Raw genomic sequence first — 18,921 nt, 5'->3', positions numbered from 1 at the left:
CGATAGAAGAAATATTTTTCGATAGTCGAAAAATAATAGCACGCCAGGATGCGATCGAGCACGAAGGCTGCGCGAGGAAAAGGAAAAAAATGATTGAAATCACACCCGTCGATGCGGACTTCGTCGCGGAGGTCTCCAACGTCGACCTGCGCACGCCGCTCTCCGCGCAGGACGCGGAGGCCTTGCAGGACGCGCTGCACCGATACGCCGTGCTGGTCGTGCCGGAGCAGCCGCTGAACGAAGCGGAGCAGATGGCCGTGGCGCGCCAATTCGGGCCGCTGGAGATTTCCGTGGGCGCCTCGGTGTACAACGCCGACCGGCCGCGTCGGCTGGGCCATGCCGAACTGTCCGACATTTCCAACCTGGACGAACGCGGCGGCATTCTCGATCGGGGCGACATCCGCCGCCTGATCAACCTGAGCAACCAGCTCTGGCACACCGACAGCTCCTTCAAGCGCACGCCCGCCAGTGTGTCGCTGCTGTCGGCCCAGGAGATCCCGCCCGTCGGCGGCGCCACCGAGTTCGCCGACATGCGGGCCGCCTGGGACGCGCTGGACGAAACCATGCAGACTCGCCTGGCGCCGCTCATCGCCGTGCACGACTATTTCCACTCGCGCGGCCTGACCGACTTCGACGTCGGCTCGATCCCCGACGCCTGGCGCGAGCGCCAGCCTCCGGTGCGGCAGGTGCTGGTGCGCACGCACGCCGCCACCGGCCGCCGCGCGCTGTACATCGCCTCGCACATCAGCCGCATCGAAGGCATGAGCGACGAAGCCGGACGCGCCCTGGTCGATGAGCTGATGGCTTTCGCCACGCAGCGCCGGTTCGTGTATCGGCATCGCTGGCGCACCAACGACCTGGTCCTTTGGGACAACCGCTGCACCATGCACCGCGGCGCCGGCTTCGACGAGAAATACCGCCGTTCGATGCGACGCGCCACGGTGCAGGACACCGACCCTACCGTCGCCTGATCCCAAGACCGAGACCCCTATCCATGTCCAAAACGATGAAGCAAATCGCGACGCTCCTGCTGCTGGGCGCCGCCTGTATGAACGCCAGCGCCGCCTTCCCCGACAAACCGATCAACATGGTGGTGCCGTTCGGCGCCGGCTCCGCCACGGACACGCTGGCGCGCGGCGTCGCCAAAGGCCTGAGCGAACGGCTCGGGCAGCCCGTCACGGTAGAGAACAAGCCCGGCGCGGGCGGCGGCATCGGCGCCGCCTACGTCGCCCGCAGCGCGCCCGACGGCTATACGCTGCTGATGGGCACCAACGGCCCGATGGCCGCCAACGCCAGCCTCTACCAGCGCCTGCCCTACGACCCGGTCAAGGACTTCGCCCCCGTCGCGCTCATGGGCCGCCTGCCCATGATCCTCATCGGCAACGCCGACGCCAAAGCCACGACCCTGCCCGAACTCATCGCCGCGGCCCGCGCGCAGCCAGGCGCGCTGAACTTCGGCGCCAGCAACACCACGGCGCGGGTCTGGGTGGAACTACTCAAGCGCATGGCCGACGTCGACGTCGCGACCGTGCTGTACAGCAACGTCGGCGGCATGATGACCGACCTGATGAGCGGGCGCATCACCTACGCCTTCGAGAACGTCGGCCCCAGCCTGCCGCAGATCGCCGCGGGCAAGGTGCGGGCCCTGGCCGTCACCACGCCGCAGCGGGCGCCGTTCGCGCCCGACATTCCAACGGTGGCGGAAAGCGGTCTCGACAAGCACGAGCTCGTGGTGTGGTTCGCCATGTTCGCGCCGCGCGGCACGCCGGCGCCCGTCGTCGAGCGCATCAACGCCGAGGTCAACCGCGTGCTCGGCACCGACGAGCTGCGCCAGCTCTCCGCGCAGATCGGCATGACCCCGGCCGCGGGCAGTCCCAAGGACCTGAAGGCCTACCAGGAAAGCGAAGTGAAGAACTGGCGCAGCCTCGTCGACATGACGGGCGTGCGCATAGACTGAAGGCGGCTCACGCCGCGCCGATACAGGCGCCCTCCTGCACGAGCCGCGGACCAGAATCCTGCGGCCGCAGCAGCATCTGGGTGGACAGGGCGGGAAACCCATTGAAGACCATGGTCAAGGCCAGCAGGCTTTTCCCGTCCTCGGACATCCGTTCGGACGCAATCAATTGGCTCATCCTCCAGCGATACGACAAGTCCCTGACCAGCCGTTCCTGCACATGTGCGGGCAGCGCCCGCGCAGTATCACCCTGCCAGTTCTTCTCATTCAGCGCAAAGGCGCGGAATGCGCGTGTCCGTATTTGCGCCGCGGCGGGCAATTGCCATTGCTTTTCCAGATCGATCAGGCAAGTGAATTCTCCCAGGCTAGAGAAAGCCTTCGCCGCCAGATCCGTGTTGCCAAGCGTCAGCACCTGGAACCGTAGACGCACCGTTTTCTTGGGATCGGCAGGGGATGGATCATCAGGCGCTCCCCGCGTCAGCGGGTCGTCGACACGCACGAAAACGAACAAAGGGGAGTCCATTCCAGGCTGGCGCACGACCACGGGAGGAATATCGATGAATCTATCCTTCAGCGCCTGAGGCAGCGCAACCTCCACGGGCTGGGGATCAGGAAGCTGCCCCGGAGCCGGCATGGTCCAGAGCTTCACAATGGGAGCGGATGCCGGCGGCTTTCCGTCTACGACACGACCGAGGTCATCTCCCTTCCAGGCAAGCCCCATCAATACAGTTCCCGCCGCCGGTCCCAGATTCACCAGGGAAAGCGGTTCATCCGCTTCCGATACGTTCAGGGAAAAGCGCTGCGTATCGTCATGCTTCCCATTGCCCAATGCCTGACGCACGACCACCAGCCTGGACGCGTAGTCCTTCCCCGGACTCTCGGTGACAAAGGGAACGCCCTCGCCGGAAGTGAGTAAGGCCCCGCGGCCCAGCACCCAGGCGTGAGTCGCGTTGCCCGCGCCATCTTGCTCCAGCAGGACATCGTGCTGCAAAAAGCGGTACTTGTCCCCGACCAACCTGGGGCCGTTCAAGGGATAGTCGTCCATTACGCACCTGGACCTGCCGTCGGATCCGGTGACACTGATGGTTCCCGCCATGCATACGACATCCGAAGCGCCGGACGAACCTGACCCCGCGTCATCGACGATTAGCCGCGCGAGGCTTTTCTGCACGATCTTCACCGTGCTGCCGCTCCCAGACCCGGTGTCGGCGGAACCTTTGAGCGTTCCTCGATGGGTCAGTGACAGGAGGACGGGAGCGCCGTCGATCACCGCCAGTTTTCGTATCGACGCGTCGGTCGCGCTCACGCAGGGGCCTTCTTGTCCACCCTCGCATGTCGAAAGTGAAAACGCGGGATTGGACTCGCGGCCCGAGGGCGAGCCGCTGATGCGATAGCTGACAACCGTCAGATCGGTGTTCCCAAAGGAATCCCGGGCCAAGGCCGCGAACCGCTCCTGGGACGATCCCGCCGCAAGCAACATAGGGGGAGTGGCGATCAGACGCTCGGGGAACAGCGCCGGCCCTGTCCGTCGCCCGCCCAACCCCGGTTCCGCAGGCGAGGGACTCGTCAACATGGCCATTTCCACCGTATTCCGTCTGACGTAGAAGGTACGGATCCCGATGTCATTCTTGTCGCCGCCCTCTCCGGCCATGGGCACCGCCCTTCCGACCACGTAATCATCCGCGCGCACCGGCATCGGGTCATACTCGAAATAGGTGGAACGGTCCGCCGCCAGATACGACCCGCCCCCCCCCAACGTGACCCCAAGCAGTACCTTCTTCGCTTCGGTCTCGCAGTCATCGTAGACCTTCTGCACGGCGGAGTTGCCCGCCGGGCGATAGATCTGACGGCACAGCCTGTATGCCGACTGCTGCAGCATCGTGTCGCAGTCCGCCTGGGTGTAGCGATACGTGGCATAGCCGTGCCGATAGCACATGTCATGCATGACGCAGGCCTGACGAAAACGCAGGCTCACATCCGACTCGTTGCCTTCCCCACTAAAGGCCAGGCGCGCCAGCAGCGGCGGAATCGAACAATTGAGCCCCTGGCCCCGCCCGCCCAGGATCGCCTGAGTGGTTGCGGAAGGCAGGTACGCGGTAAAAGTTGGCGGAGCTTCGGTTTCTTCAGGTTGGGCCAGGCTGGGATAAACAGTGTTGGCAACGCTTCCCATCACCCCACTGCATCCTGCGGCGAGCAATAGCGCCAGCCCGGCGCAAACCAGCGCCAACAGCATGATCGGCCCTTTGGAGGCCCATTTCCGCCGCGGCAAGGCGGCCTCTTCGGTTTGTGCATGCATATCCCCTCTCCCCGTGCGTCAACTGATTTTCTGGCACACCTCTGTATCAATTCCCGGGTTTCGGTTGACGCTCCGCGAGCCGCCGTTCGACATACACCAGCATGCGCACGGAGTTCATCAAAACGTCCCGGTACTGCAAATCGAACAGCGCATCGAGTTGCTCCCGCCCCTTGCATCCCTGAGCGGCGTTGTCGACCTTGAATTCACAATCCCCGTAACTGCCCCAGCCGTCGCGCGCTTGCGAGGAATCCTTGGACGGATAGATCCAGTATCTCTCCCACTCTCCCGCGCCGGGCGTCGGACCAGGCTGGCCTATCCGCTGCAGTGTGGCCAAGGCCGTTGCCTGCAACAGCGTCTGCGGATATCCCCGGCCGGTCGTCACCGACTGGCGCAAGGCGGCGCATTCCGGCGCCGAGAGGCTGAATGGCGGCGCTGCCGCGTTTCGCCGGTAGGCATCGAACGGGTCTCCGCCTCCCAACAGCGGCAGTTTCGCGTGATACACGGGAACGACATGAGCCGGCACGCTCATGTCCTGGATGTAATGCAGCACCCGGCCTGCCTGTTTGTAGATCTTTTCGGTGTCGAGTTTCCTGGCCGTCAGCAGCGCCTCAAGCTCGTCGTTGCGCTTGGCGAAAATCACGTCGAGGCTGCGGTTGACGAACCAGCCATCCTGGAGCTTTCCGTCGCGGTTATGGAAATGCCAATTGGCGGCGCGCTGCCCCAGGGTGACGAGATTGGAGTCCTCGGCCTCGGTACCGTCGGCGTAGGCTTCAGCCTGCTGCTCGGAAAGCGTTCCTCCGCCGCAATGACGGTATGCCGTCACCGCCTGCTTCGTGTATGCCGGATGCATTTCCGCATCGAACGCGCTGGCCGTCGTGGGCGCGACGATGATCGCCGTCAGGCAAGGCAAGACCCCGGTTCGCCACAAGGTATGCATCATCGTCGCTCCGTAGCAGATTGCTGCAAGGCAGATGATTCGCCCAAATGACGCTGATTCTCTCGCAATTCCCTGGAAAACGCGATCGTCACCGCCCCCCTTCGAATGGATGGGCCGACACCGCCTAGATACCATCTCCCGCCGCGTCCAGCCGAGCCAGCAGCGCTTTCGCCTGCTCCACCACGTCGGCATCGTTGGGCCGGAACTCCAGTCGCAAGGCTTGCGGCAGCCGCGTGAAATGCGCGTGGCAGCTGCGGGCATAGGCCGGGTCGTAGTGCCGGTCTATCAGTTCGCGGGCCAGTTCGGCGCGCGCGCCGCTATCGACCAGCGCCTGCCAGCCGCCGACGCGCTCGCGGCTGTGCAGGCCGATCATGCGCGCCAGCTGCGCCTTGAGCGAGCCCGGGTCGTCGAACAGCTGGGCATAGTCCTGCTGCAGGAAGGCGGCGCGGTCTTCGCGGCGGGAATTGACCTCGACGCACGGGCTGGCGTGCATGGCCGCGAGCAGCGCCGCCGGCAAGGCGACCGCGCCGATCTTGCGGCTCTCCGCCTCGACGAAGACCGGCCGCGCCGGATCGAAAGCGCGCAGCGCCTGCGCCAGCAGCGTATCGAAGCCTTTCTGCGAGGGCTGGGGCACGCCGGCCCATGCGCCCAACAGGGAGCCCCGATGCGCGGCCAGGCGCTCCAGGTCCAGCGTCTGCGCGCCCGCCTGCACCAGCGCGTTCAGCAGCCGCGTCTTGCCGCTGCCGGTGGGCCCGGCCAGCACGATGTAGCGCAAGGCGGCCGGCAGCGTATCCAGCGCGTCCAAGGTGGACTGGCGATAGGTCTTGTAGCCGCCGTCCAGCTGCCGCGCGCGCCAGCCGATCATGTTGAACATGGTCGTCATGGAACCGGAGCGCGTGCCGCCGCGCCAGCAATAGATCAGCGGGCGCCAGCCCTGGCGGCGGTCGGCGAAGGTGGTGTCGAGGTGCGCGGCGATGTTGCGCGCCACCAGCGCGGCGCCGACCCGCGATGCCTCGAAGGGCGAGACCTGCTTGTACAGCGTGCCGACCACGACCCGCTCTTCGTTGCTCAGCACCGGCGCGTTGGTGGCGCCGGGGATGTGGTCGTCGGCGAATTCGAGCGGCGTGCGCACGTCGATGATTTCATCGAATTCGTCCAGCCGGTCCAGCGTGGCGAGCAGGTGTTTCAAGTTTGCGGCGCTAGTAGGGGAAAGCGGGATTTTCGCACACCAGCTCAACACGCTAAGGATGGACTATCAAGAACAACACGACCACCACGACTTACGCACGTGCCGTCTATTTTATTTTCAGCCACGCTTAGGGGCAGCATCTTTCCCTCTCCAAACCCATCAATTCGTCGCAATCAAATAATATGAAATACGCTATCAACCGGGAAATTCCGGGCCAAATTCTCCAACACTAAACTCCACATTCCGCAGATTATCCTCCGCAATCGTTGCCTCACCGGCTATCGGGGGAACTATCAGCGGAAATAGCCCTTTCTTTGCATACTCTTTAGCGCTCTTCTCTGCCTCCAACAACTCTTCATGTGTCCGCTTTCGAAACGCACGCTCGCCCTCAAAAAACGTCTCTATAGAGTCCCCTTTGAAAAATCGCTGTACTCGTATCGCGCTATATGAGGTCTGCCATTCACTTGGATGATGGAGCCTACTTACCGAAAGCAGTCGTCGTTCAGAACTTCGAATTACTTCGCAATCCTTCACATAATCTGTCTTTACAGATGGACAGCCACCAAAGAACGCATCGCGATAGCCAAGCCCATTTGTTCCTCCCTTTTGGGCGGAAAAATATCTAAACCCCACTGCAGACTTGCCATCTGAAGGCGCCCCTAATTTATTGAGATAGGAAATAAAAACTGCTGCGTGCCCGCCGCCGCCCGCCCGATTAAAGTATATAAAATCCCCTGCTTTGGCTGCTTCGAAGGCCACATACCTTCCCATCCCAAACAGCACAAACGCATCACCAGCCCCAGCCGAAAATTTTCTCCCATACTCAGGAAAAATCGCGTTCGATCTATATTGAAAAATGTATGGCGCAACACTTAAAGCCGAGGATCCCCCGAGCACCTGTCCCGGCATCAAGCGATCACTAACCAACGTCCCATCCTCTTGCCTAGCGTCGGCTAACGAGCGAACAATGATCTCGAAAACGGCTGCCACACACATAGTATTCGGGCTATTCCTTCCGGGAAACACATACGAACCGTATTTCAAATTATCTGTATATCTTGATTTTAAATCATACCCCAGGCTTGCCTTATTTTTTGCCAACCAATCCACAGTATCAACAATGTTCTTATTATAGTCTTTCCACTCCTGGGCCACCGCAGGCGAAGTCAAAACAAACAAACTAACCAACAACGATACAGTTTTATCTGCGACCATGAGCTCACCTCTTATGCGTATTATCGCTACCGAACTGAGAATTTGGCTTGGTAGAAAGTGGCAGTAAGGCTTGATTATTCTTAGCTCTGTACTGCCAGCGGTCATCCGTAGCATTGTCAAGCATTATTAGACTTTGCGCAGAAACACAGACATTATCCGGATTAAAAACACCAGACATAATATCCTTATTGAGAACTCCCACCATTTCTGGATGAGGGACTCCGAACCAATGCCCTACTTCGTGTACAAGGATGGGTCCAAGACTATGGGTAGCCTTTGAGGTCGCACTCCTCAACATCGTCGTACCTGAGGGAGTCGATATACGGAACTCATAGTCGCGAATTGTGATCTGCACCTTGCCGCCGGGCACAGCGCATGCAATGGCCATTTCTCCACAATCAGTCGGAGTTTTTTTTATTTCCAACGTGGGCAGCAAAACCATCTTGGACTGAGGCGATCCATCGCACAGAAATCCTCGTGCGCTGTTCACCCAATCACTTCCAGTTGACGAACCCAACCCGCACAGAACATTTATAACTTCGTTGTCCCCATCTACTTGACTGAATCCTACGATGGCGCTTCTAGGCACTAATGGGCTTGGAGCATTAATGTATGTAAGAGTCTCGTCTGGCAATGACTTACCAAGGTCGAAATCAACCCTAATGTTCCTATCCTGCAAAATCCTCCTTATTCTGTTGGTTGCTTTCCGATCCAACCAAACACTGGACCCCACCCGCACGACCGACAGAGCACTCCCTCGACACCTCTCACACCCGGATCGCCAGATCGCAATAGCCTTCGCAAACGCTACGCCGATTCCTTTCATACATACGTTGTCACACAAGCCGGTTTCATCCAGAACGGAAATATCTATCCCTGTCTGAAGCGCCACTGGCATCGTATGTGTGCCCGCCTCCTCGCGACTCTCACTAATCTTCGCCCTGCCGGCATTGAACATTGCCAGCGCGCCGATGAGTTTTATTTCGCCTGACGGACTACAGAAGCTCTCAAGAGGAACGTCGATTCGTCCAGTCGTAGCGTCAGCCTCGTTCATCTCCTTCCATCTTCCAGTTCCCAACATAGGCATTTCCACTCGCACTGATACAACACTCCCATCGCCCGCAGTGGCCACCAAATCATGGTTCCCAGGACTGAGCAACAGAAAATCAGCTGCGCTCCCAATCCGCTCCAGGCCGTACGCGGTACGCAACGAAATATCTGTGCGCCGGAACCTTTCCGGAACTTGCACAATTCCAATATAATTTTCACGTTTTTCAGCAATGCCTACATCGGCCATAGTCAAGCCTGCACGATGTGCCATTCGTGAAGAGATAGTTTCTATCTTGGCTGGACGCCTAAGCGCATCAGCAAGGAAAGCCGCCACAATAGAGCGCAGTTCGTCCTCATTGAAAAAGACAGCAGTACAGGGATCCTGGGCACCTTTTGGAGCATATTCCCCGCAGAAATTCGCCACAAATCCGACAGAATCCGCCACGATTTCCTGGCCAACTACAGGATCGACACCTAATGATTTATTGTTTGCCGCATCGCGGATTGCGTCTCCTACCCGCTTTTTCACGACATCCAAAGTGGGCGTAGGCAATGGCGTGCTCGCGAGAGCGTGCCACCCACTCATTAAAAATAAAACCAATGCTAGACACATCCGAAGTTCACGGTTGCAAGCAATCATGGCAATCATTTCCATTCGATGCCATCTCTATTGGATATAACGAAACTAAGCAGTACTGATCTGGCGTCCTTTATTTTTCATTTGAATCAAAGAACCGTCAATCATGCAAAAGTAGACATCCTTCTTCCTTCCGTTTCGGGGAAGAACATCTTCCTTTCACACCCAGAGCGAAGGGCGGCTCACAATCCGCCCCCTTTTTTTTTCAAACCCCGACCAGAAAATGTGCCAGATCATTTTTTCTACGGAGCTTTCGCTCTCTCTGCCATTCCCAACATAGTTCAGAGATAGGTCGACAAAGAAAAGATTAGTTCGACTATATTTTCACCGCCACTTTCGCTTCAAAGTCATCATCTGGGTCGAAACCAAGTAGTTTTAGATTCAAGCCCTGGCGCGTCGCCTATCCATAGATGAGATGTCTCGCCGCGACGGCTATGAGTGGCAGGTCAAGCTGAGTTGACGTGTTGGACTAACGGAACAAGCCTCTGCGCCCATAGCGGATTTGGTGGAACTCAGGAGTTGCTGGCCGCATCCATTGATTGCCGTACGGAATTGTAGGTATCCCGGTGCTTGGCCTTACATTCCGCATTTCCTGACGTTATTGCGCTACGCGACGACCGGGCTCGGCCATGATCCCGGACATCTGCTGAGCTCCGCTCGTTCTGCACGTCGGACGTTGAAAATGAAGAAATGCGACGATTCCAGGAGCGAGGTATTCGTGGAGGTAGCTAGCACCCCTTCAACCTGCACTACTACACCTGTCTGTGTACACAGTGAGTCTCGGCTCAGGTTGCCTTCGATGCGTATCCAACGCCTCCGCTTTAGGTCGCAAGGGTAGACCGCGTGACTCATCTTAGCTACGCCCGATTTGACCTCGGCGTGTTTCTTCAGAGCCGTACCACTCAGACGTTGGCTTGCTCCTGTCCACGAGTAGACTCCTCTGGCGCCAAACAAGGCCGTTGGATACCGAGACTTACTGAATCCTGGGAGACAACGATAAGATAATGAAAAAACCCGCAATCACTTTCGCGATTGCGGGTTTCTTATCTCCGGGGCCGGTCGGAACCGGCTCGGAGAGAATCTGGCGGAGATGGTGGGATTCGAACCCACGATGCAGTTTTTAGCCACATACTCCCTTAGCAGGGGAGCCCCTTCAGCCTCTCGGGCACATCTCCGAAGAGAACGAGATTCTAGCACGACTTTTTACACTCTTGCTGCCTCGCGGCATACATCGCGAAAAAAATCGTGCCGAAGCCTTATCTTCAGGCCTTCTCGGCCGGCGCCTGGTCCAGGCCGAAGGCCTTGTGCAGCGCGCGCACGCCCAGTTCCATGTACTTGTCGTCGATGATCACCGAGGTCTTGATCTCGCTGGTGCTGATCATCTGGATGTTGATGCCTTCCTGCGACAGCGTCTGGAACATCAGGCTGGCGACGCCCACGTGCGAGCGCATGCCGATGCCGACGATGGAGACCTTGGCGACCTTCTCGTCGGTGGACAATTCGCGAGCGCCCACGGCGGGGATGACTTCGCGCTTGAGCAGGTCCACGGCGCGCGCGAACTCGTTGCGATTCACGGTGAACGAGAAATCGGTCGTGCCGGCCACGGACTGGTTCTGCACGATCATGTCGACGTCGATGTTGGCGGCGGCGACCGGACCCAGGATGGAGAAGGCGATACCTGGCTTGTCCGGAACGGCCAGCAGGGTGATTTTGGCTTCGTCGCGGCTGAAGGCGATGCCGGAGACAACGGCGGCTTCCATTTTTTCGTCTTCCTCAAAAGTAATCAGCGTGCCCGAGACCATTTCTTCATCGAGCGGGATAAGCGGGTCGGTCAGCGAGGACAGGACCCGGACCGGCACACGGTATTTGCCGGCGAATTCGACCGAGCGGATCTGCAGGACCTTGGAACCCAGCGACGCCATTTCCAGCATTTCCTCGAAGGAAACGACGGCCATGCGGCGCGCTTCGGGCACCACGCGCGGATCGGTCGTGTAGACGCCGTCCACGTCGGTGTAGATCAGGCATTCGTCGGCCTTGATGGCGGCCGCCACGGCCACGGCCGAGGTGTCGGAACCGCCGCGGCCCAGCGTGGTGATGTGGCCTTCGGGATCGACGCCCTGGAAGCCCGTGACGATGACCACGCGGCCGGCATCGAGGTCGCCGCGGATGCGGGCGTCGTCGATGGAGCTGATGCGGGCTTTCGTGAAGGACGAATCCGTGCGCACGGGCACCTGCCAACCGGCATAGCTGCGCGCCGGCACGCCTTCGGCCTGCAAGGCAATGGCCAGCAGGCCGCTGCTGGCCTGCTCGCCGGTGGCGGCGATCATGTCGAGCTCGCGATTGTCGGGCTGCGGCGAAATCTCGCGCGCCAAGCCCAGCAGGCGATTGGTTTCGCCCGCCATCGCCGACGGAACAACGACAACCTGGTGGCCGGCGGCGTGCCACTTCGCGACGCGGCGCGCCACGTTCTTGATGCGCTCGACCGAGCCCATCGAAGTACCGCCATATTTGTGAACGATCAGGGACATCTCGTACTCTGGCTGGGGACCCGCCGCAAAAGGTTGACGGGCAAAGCCGTATATTCTAGCGCGACGGTAAAATTTTGCGCAGTTTGCGCAATTTTCCGTCCATACCGCGGTAATTCCGGCGGTTTTCGCGGCGAATGCGCCACGAAACGCCTGGAGCCAGCGTCCCCAGATAGGCCCTAGGCCCTGGGCTCCACCCAGACCCGCCCCCGGTGGCAGCGGATGACGTGGCCCGCCTGCTCTACCCGCAGTTGGCGGTCGTGTCCCAGGCTGTGCAACCCGCGCAGCTGGCGCAGCAGGTCCTGCATGCGGGCATCCGTGGGCATGCGGGCGCCGTTGCGCTCCAGCCAATGGCGCAGCACGTGCGCTTGCCGCGCTTCCGACAGGCCGCGCCACGCCTTCAGCGAAAAACTGGCGCCGTCCGGGCTGGGGTCGAGCGCCGCGAAATCTTCCCGCGCTACCTCATCGAGGATCTCGGCCGCCTGCGCCATGTGGCGCGCGTGCCGGGCGACGATGGCCCGCCACCCCGGCCAGCGGGCGTCCAGCGCCGGCGCCAGCAGTTCTCGCAGCGCGGCGCGGGTGTAGCGGGGATCGGCGTTGGTGGGGTCCTGTACGGGACGCCAGCCGCAGGCGGCCTCGACGTCGTCGGCGGCCCGCAGGATCGCTTCGCGCCCGAGTTCCAACCAGGGACGCAGGTAGACCACGCCGTCGCGCGCCGAGACGGGCTTCATGGCCGCCATGCCCACCAGGCCCGTTCCGCGCAGCAGGCGCAGCAGCACGGTTTCCGCCTGGTCGTTGCGATGATGGGCCAGCAGCACGTGGCGGATGCCGTGCTCGCCGGCCAGACGGGCCAGCGCGGCATAGCGGGCGTCGCGAGCGGCGGCCTCGATGCCCTTGCCCGCCCCCAGCGCGACGTCGACGCGGGCTTCGGACAGGGGCAGCGCCAGGCGCTCCGCCAGCACGCGCACCTGCCGCCCCCATTCGTCGGCGCTGGCCTGCAGCCCGTGGTGCACGTGGAACAGCGCGATGCCGATGCCGAGCTCCCGCGCCACGGCCGCCGCATGCACGGCGAGCATGGCCGAGTCCGCGCCGCCGCTCACCGCCACCGCGATGCGCGCCGGACGCTCGGGCAGCGCCAGCAGCGCGCGGCGCAAGGCTGAGGCCAGCTCGGGAGACAGGGGCAGCGCAGGAGACGGATCCGCCCCGGTCGGCTCGGGGGTGCCGGGCGCGTCGGGGGCAGTCATGAGGGGAGGAGGCGTGGCGCGTGGCCGAGGCGCCGGCGCGAAGCCGGCGCCCTGCGCGGCCTCAGGCGCGCACTTCCTGGAAGGCGCCGTAGGACAGCAGGCGCTGGACGCGCTGTTCCACGAGCTGTTCGGGCGTCATGCCCTGGAGCTGGCGCAGGGCGTCGCCCAGCGCGCGGCGCAGCAGGCGGGCCATGACGCGCGGATCGCGGTGGGCGCCGCCCACCGGCTCGTTGACCACGCGGTCCACCAGGCCCAGGTCCTTCAGGCGCGGGGCGATGATGGCCAGGGCCTCGGCCGCCTCCGGCGCCTTCTCGGCGCTGCGCCACAGGATGGACGCGCAGCCTTCCGGCGAGATCACGGCGTAGGTGGCGTACTGCAGCATCAGCACGGCGTTGCCCACGGCGATGGCCAGGGCGCCGCCCGACCCGCCTTCGCCGATGATCGTGCAGATCACGGGAACCTTCAGCTCGGCCATGGCGTACAGGTTATGGCCGATGGCTTCGGACTGGCCGCGCTCTTCGGCGCCGATGCCGGGATAGGCGCCCGGGGTATCCACGAAGGTGAACACGGGAATGCCGAACTTCTCGGCCAGGCGCATCAGGCGCAGGGCCTTGCGGTAGCCTTCGGGACGCGGCATGCCGAAATTGCGGGCGGCGCGTTCCTTGGTGTCGCGGCCCTTCTGATGGCCGATGACCATGCAGGGCGTGCCGTTGAAACGCGCCAGGCCGCCCACGATGGACTGGTCGTCGGCGTACATGCGGTCGCCGTGCAGCTCGTGGAAATCGGTGAACATTTCGCGCACGTAGTCCAGCGTGTAGGGGCGCTGGGGATGGCGGGCGACCAGGGCCGTCTGCCAGGGCGTCAGCTTGGCGTAGATCTCCTTGGCCAAGGTCTGGCTCTTCTGCTGCAGACGTCCGATCTCGTCGGAGATGTCCACCGCCGAATCGGCCTGCACGTAGCGCAGCTGCTCGATCTTGTTCTCAAGCTCGGCGAGCGGTTGTTCGAATTCCAGAAATGTATTGCGCATGTAGTGTGGTTCCGTAGATGGGCTGCCTGGCCTGCGTCAGTACTGGACCGGAGTCGGTTCCAGACTGCGCCACAGATACCAGGTCGCCACGGTACGCCAGGGTTGCCACGCCAACGAGACTTCGCGAGCCTCGAAGCGAGAGACAGGCTCGCCGCTGAAATAGTGTAGCGAGATTGCCTTGAGCAACCCGGGATCATCCAGCGGCAGAACGTCAGGCCGCTGCAGATTGAAAATCAAAAACATCTCCGCCGTCCAGCGTCCGATGCCGCGGATGGCGACCAGCTCGGAAATGACGGCTTCGTCGTCCATGGCCGCCCATTTCTCGGGGTGCACCCGCCGTTCGCCGAAATGCACGGCTAGGTCGACGACGTACTCGGCCTTGCGCTGCGACAGGCCGGCTGCGCGCAGGCCGTCCAGGCCGACGCGCAGCACGGCGACGGGCGTGGGGCGCTTGCCCACGGCGTCGATGAACTTGGTCCAGACGGCATCGGCCGCCTTGGGGGAGATCTGTTGCCCGATGATCGCCCGCGCCAGCGTCACGAAAGGCGTGCCGCGCGAGGTCAGCCAGACCTCCGGGTGCTGGGGGATGATCTTCTTCAGGATGCGGTCGCGCCGCATCAAGTGGGCTACGGCGGCTTCCCAATACTCGGGCTTGGGAATCTCAAGGTCGGTGGACATGGCGGGCGTATCCTGGCGGCTCAAGCGCGGCGCCATTGCGTCAGGCCGCCCGGCTTGTCGTCGAGCTCGATGCCGGCGTCGCGCAGTTCCGCGCGGATGCGGTCCGCTTCGGCGAAGTTGCGGGCGGCCTTAGCCGCCGCGCGCGCATCGATCAGGGACTGGATCGCGTCGGCGTCCAGCGCCCGGCGCTCGCCCTGCTCCATCGCGGCCGCCGAATAGCGGGTGGGCGATTGGAAATAGGCAGCCGGATCCTGTTGCAGCAGGCCCAGCAGGGCCGCCAGCGCCTTCATCTGGCCGGCGCTGCGCGCACTCTTGCCGCGGTTGGCCTCGGAGGCCAGCTCGAACAGGGCCGCCACGGCGCCGGAGCTGTTGAAGTCGTCGTCCATGGCCGCCTTGAAGGCCTGGGCCTGGGGTTCGTTCCAGTCGATGCCCTGGTCGTCGGCCGGCACGTTCTGGAGCGCCTGGTACAGGCGGTCCAGCGCGTTCTGCGCATCGACCAGGTTGTCCGGCGTGTAGTTCTGCGGGCTGCGGTAGTGGTTGCGCACGATGAAGAAACGCACCATTTCCGCTTCGCGCGGGTTGACGCGGTAAGTGGACTGGTCGGCCGACGGGTCATCCAGCGCGACGGTCTGGCGGATGGTGCGGAAGTTGCCCAGGGACTTGGACATCTTGTCCGAGTCGACCATGAGCGGGCCGCAATGCATCCAGATATTGGCCAGGGCGCCGCCGAAGGCGCCTTCGGTCTGGGCGATCTCGTTTTCGTGGTGGGGGAATTTCAGGTCCGGCCCGCCGCCGTGGATGTCCAGCGGCAGCCCCAGCAGGCTCTTGCTCATGGCCGAGCACTCGATGTGCCAGCCCGGACGGCCCAGCCCGTAAGGCGATTCCCACTTGGTGTCGGCGGGTTCCTCGGCCTTGGCGGACTTCCACAGGACGAAATCCAGCGGATCGCGCTTGGCCGAGCCCACGGCGACGCGTTCGCCGGCGCGCAGGTCGTCCAGGGTCTTGCCGGAGAGCTTGCCGTAACCGGGGAAGCCGCGCACGGCGTAGTTCACGTCGCCGTCGTCGGCCTGGTAGGCCAGGCCGTTCTGTTCCAGCTTGCCGATGATGTCCAGCATTTCACCCACGTACTGGGTGGCGCGGGGCTCGCGGTCCGGCGTCTGGACGCCCAGCGCGCGCTCGTCCGCGTGCATGGCATCGATGTAGAACTCGGTGACTTCGCCGATGCGGCGGCCGGTCTCGACGGCGCGGCGGATGATCTTGTCGTCGATGTCGGTGATGTTGCGCACGTAGTCGACCGCCAGGCCGCTCGCGCGCAGCCAGCGCTGCACCACGTCGAACGAGACCAGCATGCGGGCATGGCCCAGATGGCAGAAGTCGTAGACGGTCATGCCGCACACGTACATGCGCACCTGGCCAGCCTGGGTCGGCTTGAACGGTTCTTTCGTACGCGATAACGTGTTGTAGATTTGCAGCATGGCGCTTTATTCGGCTTTGTCTAAATTTTCCGTGGCGGTTGCGGAAAGTTGCCGTCGAAGGAAAATACCTTCGACGCGTGCCGCCGGATCGGATCGCGATCCTGGGTTTTGCATCCCCACCCCATTTCCGGCGATCTCGTCGACAATACGCCCGGGCCTCTTGCCCCGATGTCGAGCCAAAACCCAACCGGGGCTAAAATGGTGGTCGTCAAGTATAGCAAGCGGCCCGGTCGCGCGCGTAAGCGATGACCCGCCACGACTTTTAACGGATGACCACGTGACTATCAAGCCGCGCTTTCGCGTCGCCCTGCTCGCTCTGGCCCTGGCGAGCGCGCCGGTTGGAGCCTCTTTTGCCCAGTCCATGGCCGGCGGCGGCGGCGAAAACCCCAATGCCAGCCGCACCACCCTGGATCCCATCCCGCCCGAAGGCGGCTGGGACAGCCTCGCCAAGCTGCTGGAAGCCGCCAAGCCCGGCGTGGACACCCGGCTGACGCCCTCGGCTTCGCAGATCACCACCCACATCGAGCGCCTGCTCAACCGCGGCGACGACGAAGAGGCGCTGGCGCTGATCGAGAAACGCCTGGCCGAGACCAAGGACCAGCGCGGCACCGACGTGCAGCTGATGTTCCAGCACGCGCGCGCGCTGGCCGCCCTGCACCGCACCAACGAGGCCATCGACGTCTACAACGAAATGACCACCCGGTTCCCGGAGCTTCCGGAACCTTGGAACAATCTGGCGGCTCTATATGCGGGCCGCGGCGAACTCGAAAGAGCGCAGGATGCCCTCCAGATGGCCCTGCGCGCCGACCCGAACTACGCCGCCGCGCGCGCCAACCTGGGCGACCTGCAGCTCCTGCAGGCCCTGCGCACCTACAAGAAGGCCGCCAGCGACGGCGTGCCCGGCATGCAGGACAAGGCCCGTGAAGTCGAAACCATGTTGAAGGATAAACAAGGCAAATGATGTCCCGCTTCTCCCCTCTCCACCTGCTGCGCCTGACGGCGTGCTCGTTCGCGCTGGCCGCATTCGCGCCGGCGCTCGTCAGCGCCGCCCCGGCGGCCAATTCCTCCACCTCCACCTCTGAAGGCACAAAAGCCATGAGCACCAATCCCCGCGTCAAGCTTCAAACGAACCAAGGCGACATGGTCATCACCCTGGACGCCGCCAAGGCGCCCAAGACCGTCGAGAACTTCCTGACCTACGTGAAGGAAGGCTTCTACAACGGCACGGTGTTCCATCGCGTGATCGATGGCTTCATGATCCAGGGCGGCGGCTTCGAACCCGGCATGAAGCAGAAGCAGACCCATGCCCCCATCGAGAACGAGGCCAACAACGGCCTGAAGAACGACAAGTACACCCTGGCTATGGCCCGCACCAGCGATCCGCACTCGGCCACGGCGCAGTTCTTCATCAACGTGTCCAACAACGACTTCCTGAACTTCACCGCCCCTACCCCCAACGGCTGGGGCTACGCCGTGTTCGGCACCGTGACCGAAGGCACGGACGTGGTCGACAAGATCAAGGGCGTGAAGACCGGCAACAAGGGCTTCCACCAGAACGTCCCGAACGAAGACGTCATCATCGAGAAGGCCGAAGTTCTTGAATAAGATCAGCCTGCCCGGCCCCGTCTGGCTGGCGTCCGACCTGCACCTGGGGCCGGCCACGCCGGCGACTTCGGAGGCCTTCCTGGCCTTCCTGGAGGCGGCCCGGGAAGAAGCTGCCGCCCTGCTGCTGCCGGGCGACATCTTCGATGCCTGGATCGGGGACGACGTGATCCGCGCCGCGCCGCCGTGGCTTGCCACGGCGCTGACGGCGCTTCGCGACACGGCCGCGCGCATCCCAGTCTGGCTGGGCCGCGGCAACCGCGACTTCCTCATCGGCGAGGAACTCGCCCAGGCGCTGGGCGCCCGGCTGCTGCCGGAGCCCGCGCTGCTGGAAACGGACTTCGGCCCGATCCTGCTGACGCACGGCGACGAATACTGTACCGACGACGCCGCGTACCAGCAGTTCCGCCAGATGGTCCGCAACCCCCAGTGGCAGGCCGAATTCCTGGCCAAGACCATTCCTGAACGGCTGGCGATGGCGCAGCAGGCCCGCGGCGAAAGCCAGGCGGCCAACCAGACGAAATCCATGGAAATCATGGACGTCAACGCCGGCGCCGTCGAACAGGCCTTCCGCGACACGGGCGTGCGCGTGCTGATCCACGGCCACACGCACCGCCCGGCCCGCCACGTGCTGGCCGTCGACGGCAGGAAATGCGAACGCTGGGTGCTGCCCGATTGGGACTGCGACCACGCCAACCCGCCGCGCGGCGGCTGGCTGGTCATCGACCGCGACGGCCTGGAGTTCTACGATTTAGAAACGTAGGATGGGTGGAGCGCGGCAGTTCCTGAGCAAGACCCCCGGTGCTCAACGCGCGAAACCCATGCGGCAGTGGGCAGACGGTGCCCGGCATAGACCCAAAACCAGTCTGCCCATGGCCGCATGGGTTTCGCGCGATGGATGGCGGTTTTCTGGCTTAAGAACTCTCGCGCTCCACCCATCCTACGGCCCCCACGGGGCCCTTTTTTTTCGCCGCTGCGAAGGCTTCAGCGGGTGAAGATCCAGGCCGCGACCACGGCGCCGAAACGCAGCACCGCGCGCACGACCACCTGGAAGCGTAGGATGGGTGGAGCGCGGCAGTTCCTAGGCAAGAA

15 protein-coding genes and 1 tRNA gene are annotated in these 18,921 nt (G+C 62.7%); 5 read left to right on the top strand and 11 right to left on the bottom strand.

Annotated elements, in window-relative coordinates; genetic code table 11:
* The first annotated feature begins 89 nt into the window (after positions 1–89).
* Positions 90–971, top strand: a complete 882-nt coding sequence (locus tag ADE01S_RS22975; RefSeq protein ID WP_062684062.1) for a TauD/TfdA dioxygenase family protein — start codon at positions 90–92, stop codon at positions 969–971.
* 23 nt (positions 972–994) lie between these two features.
* Entirely contained in the window at positions 995–1,957 is a 963-nt protein-coding gene (locus tag ADE01S_RS22970) for a Bug family tripartite tricarboxylate transporter substrate binding protein (protein ID WP_062684061.1), read from the top strand.
* 7 nt (positions 1,958–1,964) lie between these two features.
* Here ADE01S_RS22970 and ADE01S_RS22965 read toward each other — a convergent pair whose 3' ends face one another.
* The 11 genes from ADE01S_RS22965 to cysS all read right to left on the bottom strand — a co-directional run bounded on the left by ADE01S_RS22965 (position 1,965) and on the right by cysS (position 16,227).
* Positions 1,965–4,250: a hypothetical protein gene (locus ADE01S_RS22965; RefSeq protein WP_131828754.1), complete on the bottom strand. Its 2,286-nt coding sequence runs from the start codon at positions 4,248–4,250 to the stop codon at positions 1,965–1,967.
* A gap of 46 nt (positions 4,251–4,296) precedes the next feature.
* The gene (locus tag ADE01S_RS22960) at positions 4,297–5,190 is read right to left on the bottom strand and encodes a hypothetical protein (protein ID WP_207554429.1); all 894 of its coding nucleotides are present in this window, start codon (positions 5,188–5,190) and stop codon (positions 4,297–4,299) included.
* A 121-nt stretch (positions 5,191–5,311) separates the two neighbouring features.
* Positions 5,312–6,376, bottom strand: coding sequence for a tRNA 2-selenouridine(34) synthase MnmH (mnmH, locus tag ADE01S_RS22955; protein ID WP_062684059.1), 1,065 nt, complete (start codon positions 6,374–6,376; stop codon positions 5,312–5,314).
* 195 nt (positions 6,377–6,571) lie between these two features.
* Positions 6,572–7,591, bottom strand: a complete 1,020-nt coding sequence (locus ADE01S_RS31645; protein WP_131828753.1) for a hypothetical protein — start codon at positions 7,589–7,591, stop codon at positions 6,572–6,574.
* A gap of 4 nt (positions 7,592–7,595) precedes the next feature.
* Entirely contained in the window at positions 7,596–9,296 is a 1,701-nt protein-coding gene (locus ADE01S_RS31640) for a hypothetical protein (RefSeq protein WP_131828752.1), read from the bottom strand.
* A 1,064-nt stretch (positions 9,297–10,360) separates the two neighbouring features.
* Positions 10,361–10,453, bottom strand: a tRNA-Ser gene (locus ADE01S_RS22950).
* 87 nt (positions 10,454–10,540) lie between these two features.
* Positions 10,541–11,806 (bottom strand): aspartate kinase, encoded by a 1,266-nt coding sequence (locus tag ADE01S_RS22945; protein WP_062684058.1) that lies wholly within the window; start codon positions 11,804–11,806, stop codon positions 10,541–10,543.
* Positions 11,807–11,982: 176 nt separating this feature from the next.
* Entirely contained in the window at positions 11,983–12,957 is a 975-nt protein-coding gene (tilS, locus tag ADE01S_RS22940; RefSeq protein ID WP_305954979.1) for a tRNA lysidine(34) synthetase TilS, read from the bottom strand.
* 151 nt (positions 12,958–13,108) lie between these two features.
* Positions 13,109–14,074, bottom strand: a complete 966-nt coding sequence (locus tag ADE01S_RS22935) for an acetyl-CoA carboxylase carboxyltransferase subunit alpha (protein ID WP_062684056.1) — start codon at positions 14,072–14,074, stop codon at positions 13,109–13,111.
* A gap of 36 nt (positions 14,075–14,110) precedes the next feature.
* Positions 14,111–14,752 (bottom strand): DNA-3-methyladenine glycosylase family protein, encoded by a 642-nt coding sequence (locus tag ADE01S_RS22930; RefSeq protein WP_062684103.1) that lies wholly within the window; start codon positions 14,750–14,752, stop codon positions 14,111–14,113.
* A gap of 20 nt (positions 14,753–14,772) precedes the next feature.
* Positions 14,773–16,227: a cysteine--tRNA ligase gene (cysS, locus tag ADE01S_RS22925; protein ID WP_062684055.1), complete on the bottom strand. Its 1,455-nt coding sequence runs from the start codon at positions 16,225–16,227 to the stop codon at positions 14,773–14,775.
* A 277-nt stretch (positions 16,228–16,504) separates the two neighbouring features.
* Here cysS and ADE01S_RS22920 point away from each other — a divergent pair, with 277 nt between their 5' ends.
* The 3 genes from ADE01S_RS22920 (at position 16,505) to ADE01S_RS22910 (ending at position 18,592) form a co-directional block, all read left to right on the top strand.
* Entirely contained in the window at positions 16,505–17,188 is a 684-nt protein-coding gene (locus tag ADE01S_RS22920; RefSeq protein ID WP_062684054.1) for a tetratricopeptide repeat protein, read from the top strand.
* A 134-nt stretch (positions 17,189–17,322) separates the two neighbouring features.
* Positions 17,323–17,832 (top strand): peptidylprolyl isomerase, encoded by a 510-nt coding sequence (locus ADE01S_RS22915; protein ID WP_042794482.1) that lies wholly within the window; start codon positions 17,323–17,325, stop codon positions 17,830–17,832.
* Positions 17,825–18,592 carry a UDP-2,3-diacylglucosamine diphosphatase gene (locus ADE01S_RS22910; RefSeq protein ID WP_062684053.1) on the top strand — a complete coding sequence of 256 codons (768 nt, stop codon included), beginning with the start codon at positions 17,825–17,827 and terminating at the stop codon, positions 18,590–18,592. Before ADE01S_RS22915 ends, ADE01S_RS22910 begins: the two co-directional genes overlap by 8 nt.
* Positions 18,593–18,921: the final 329 nt, after the last annotated feature.

This window comes from Achromobacter denitrificans NBRC 15125 (genome assembly GCF_001571365.1).
In the GTDB taxonomy this organism is placed as follows: Bacteria; Pseudomonadota; Gammaproteobacteria; order Burkholderiales; family Burkholderiaceae_B; genus Achromobacter; species Achromobacter denitrificans.
Note: the sequence above shows the minus strand (reverse complement) of the source record. Positions and strands in the feature narration are given on the sequence as shown.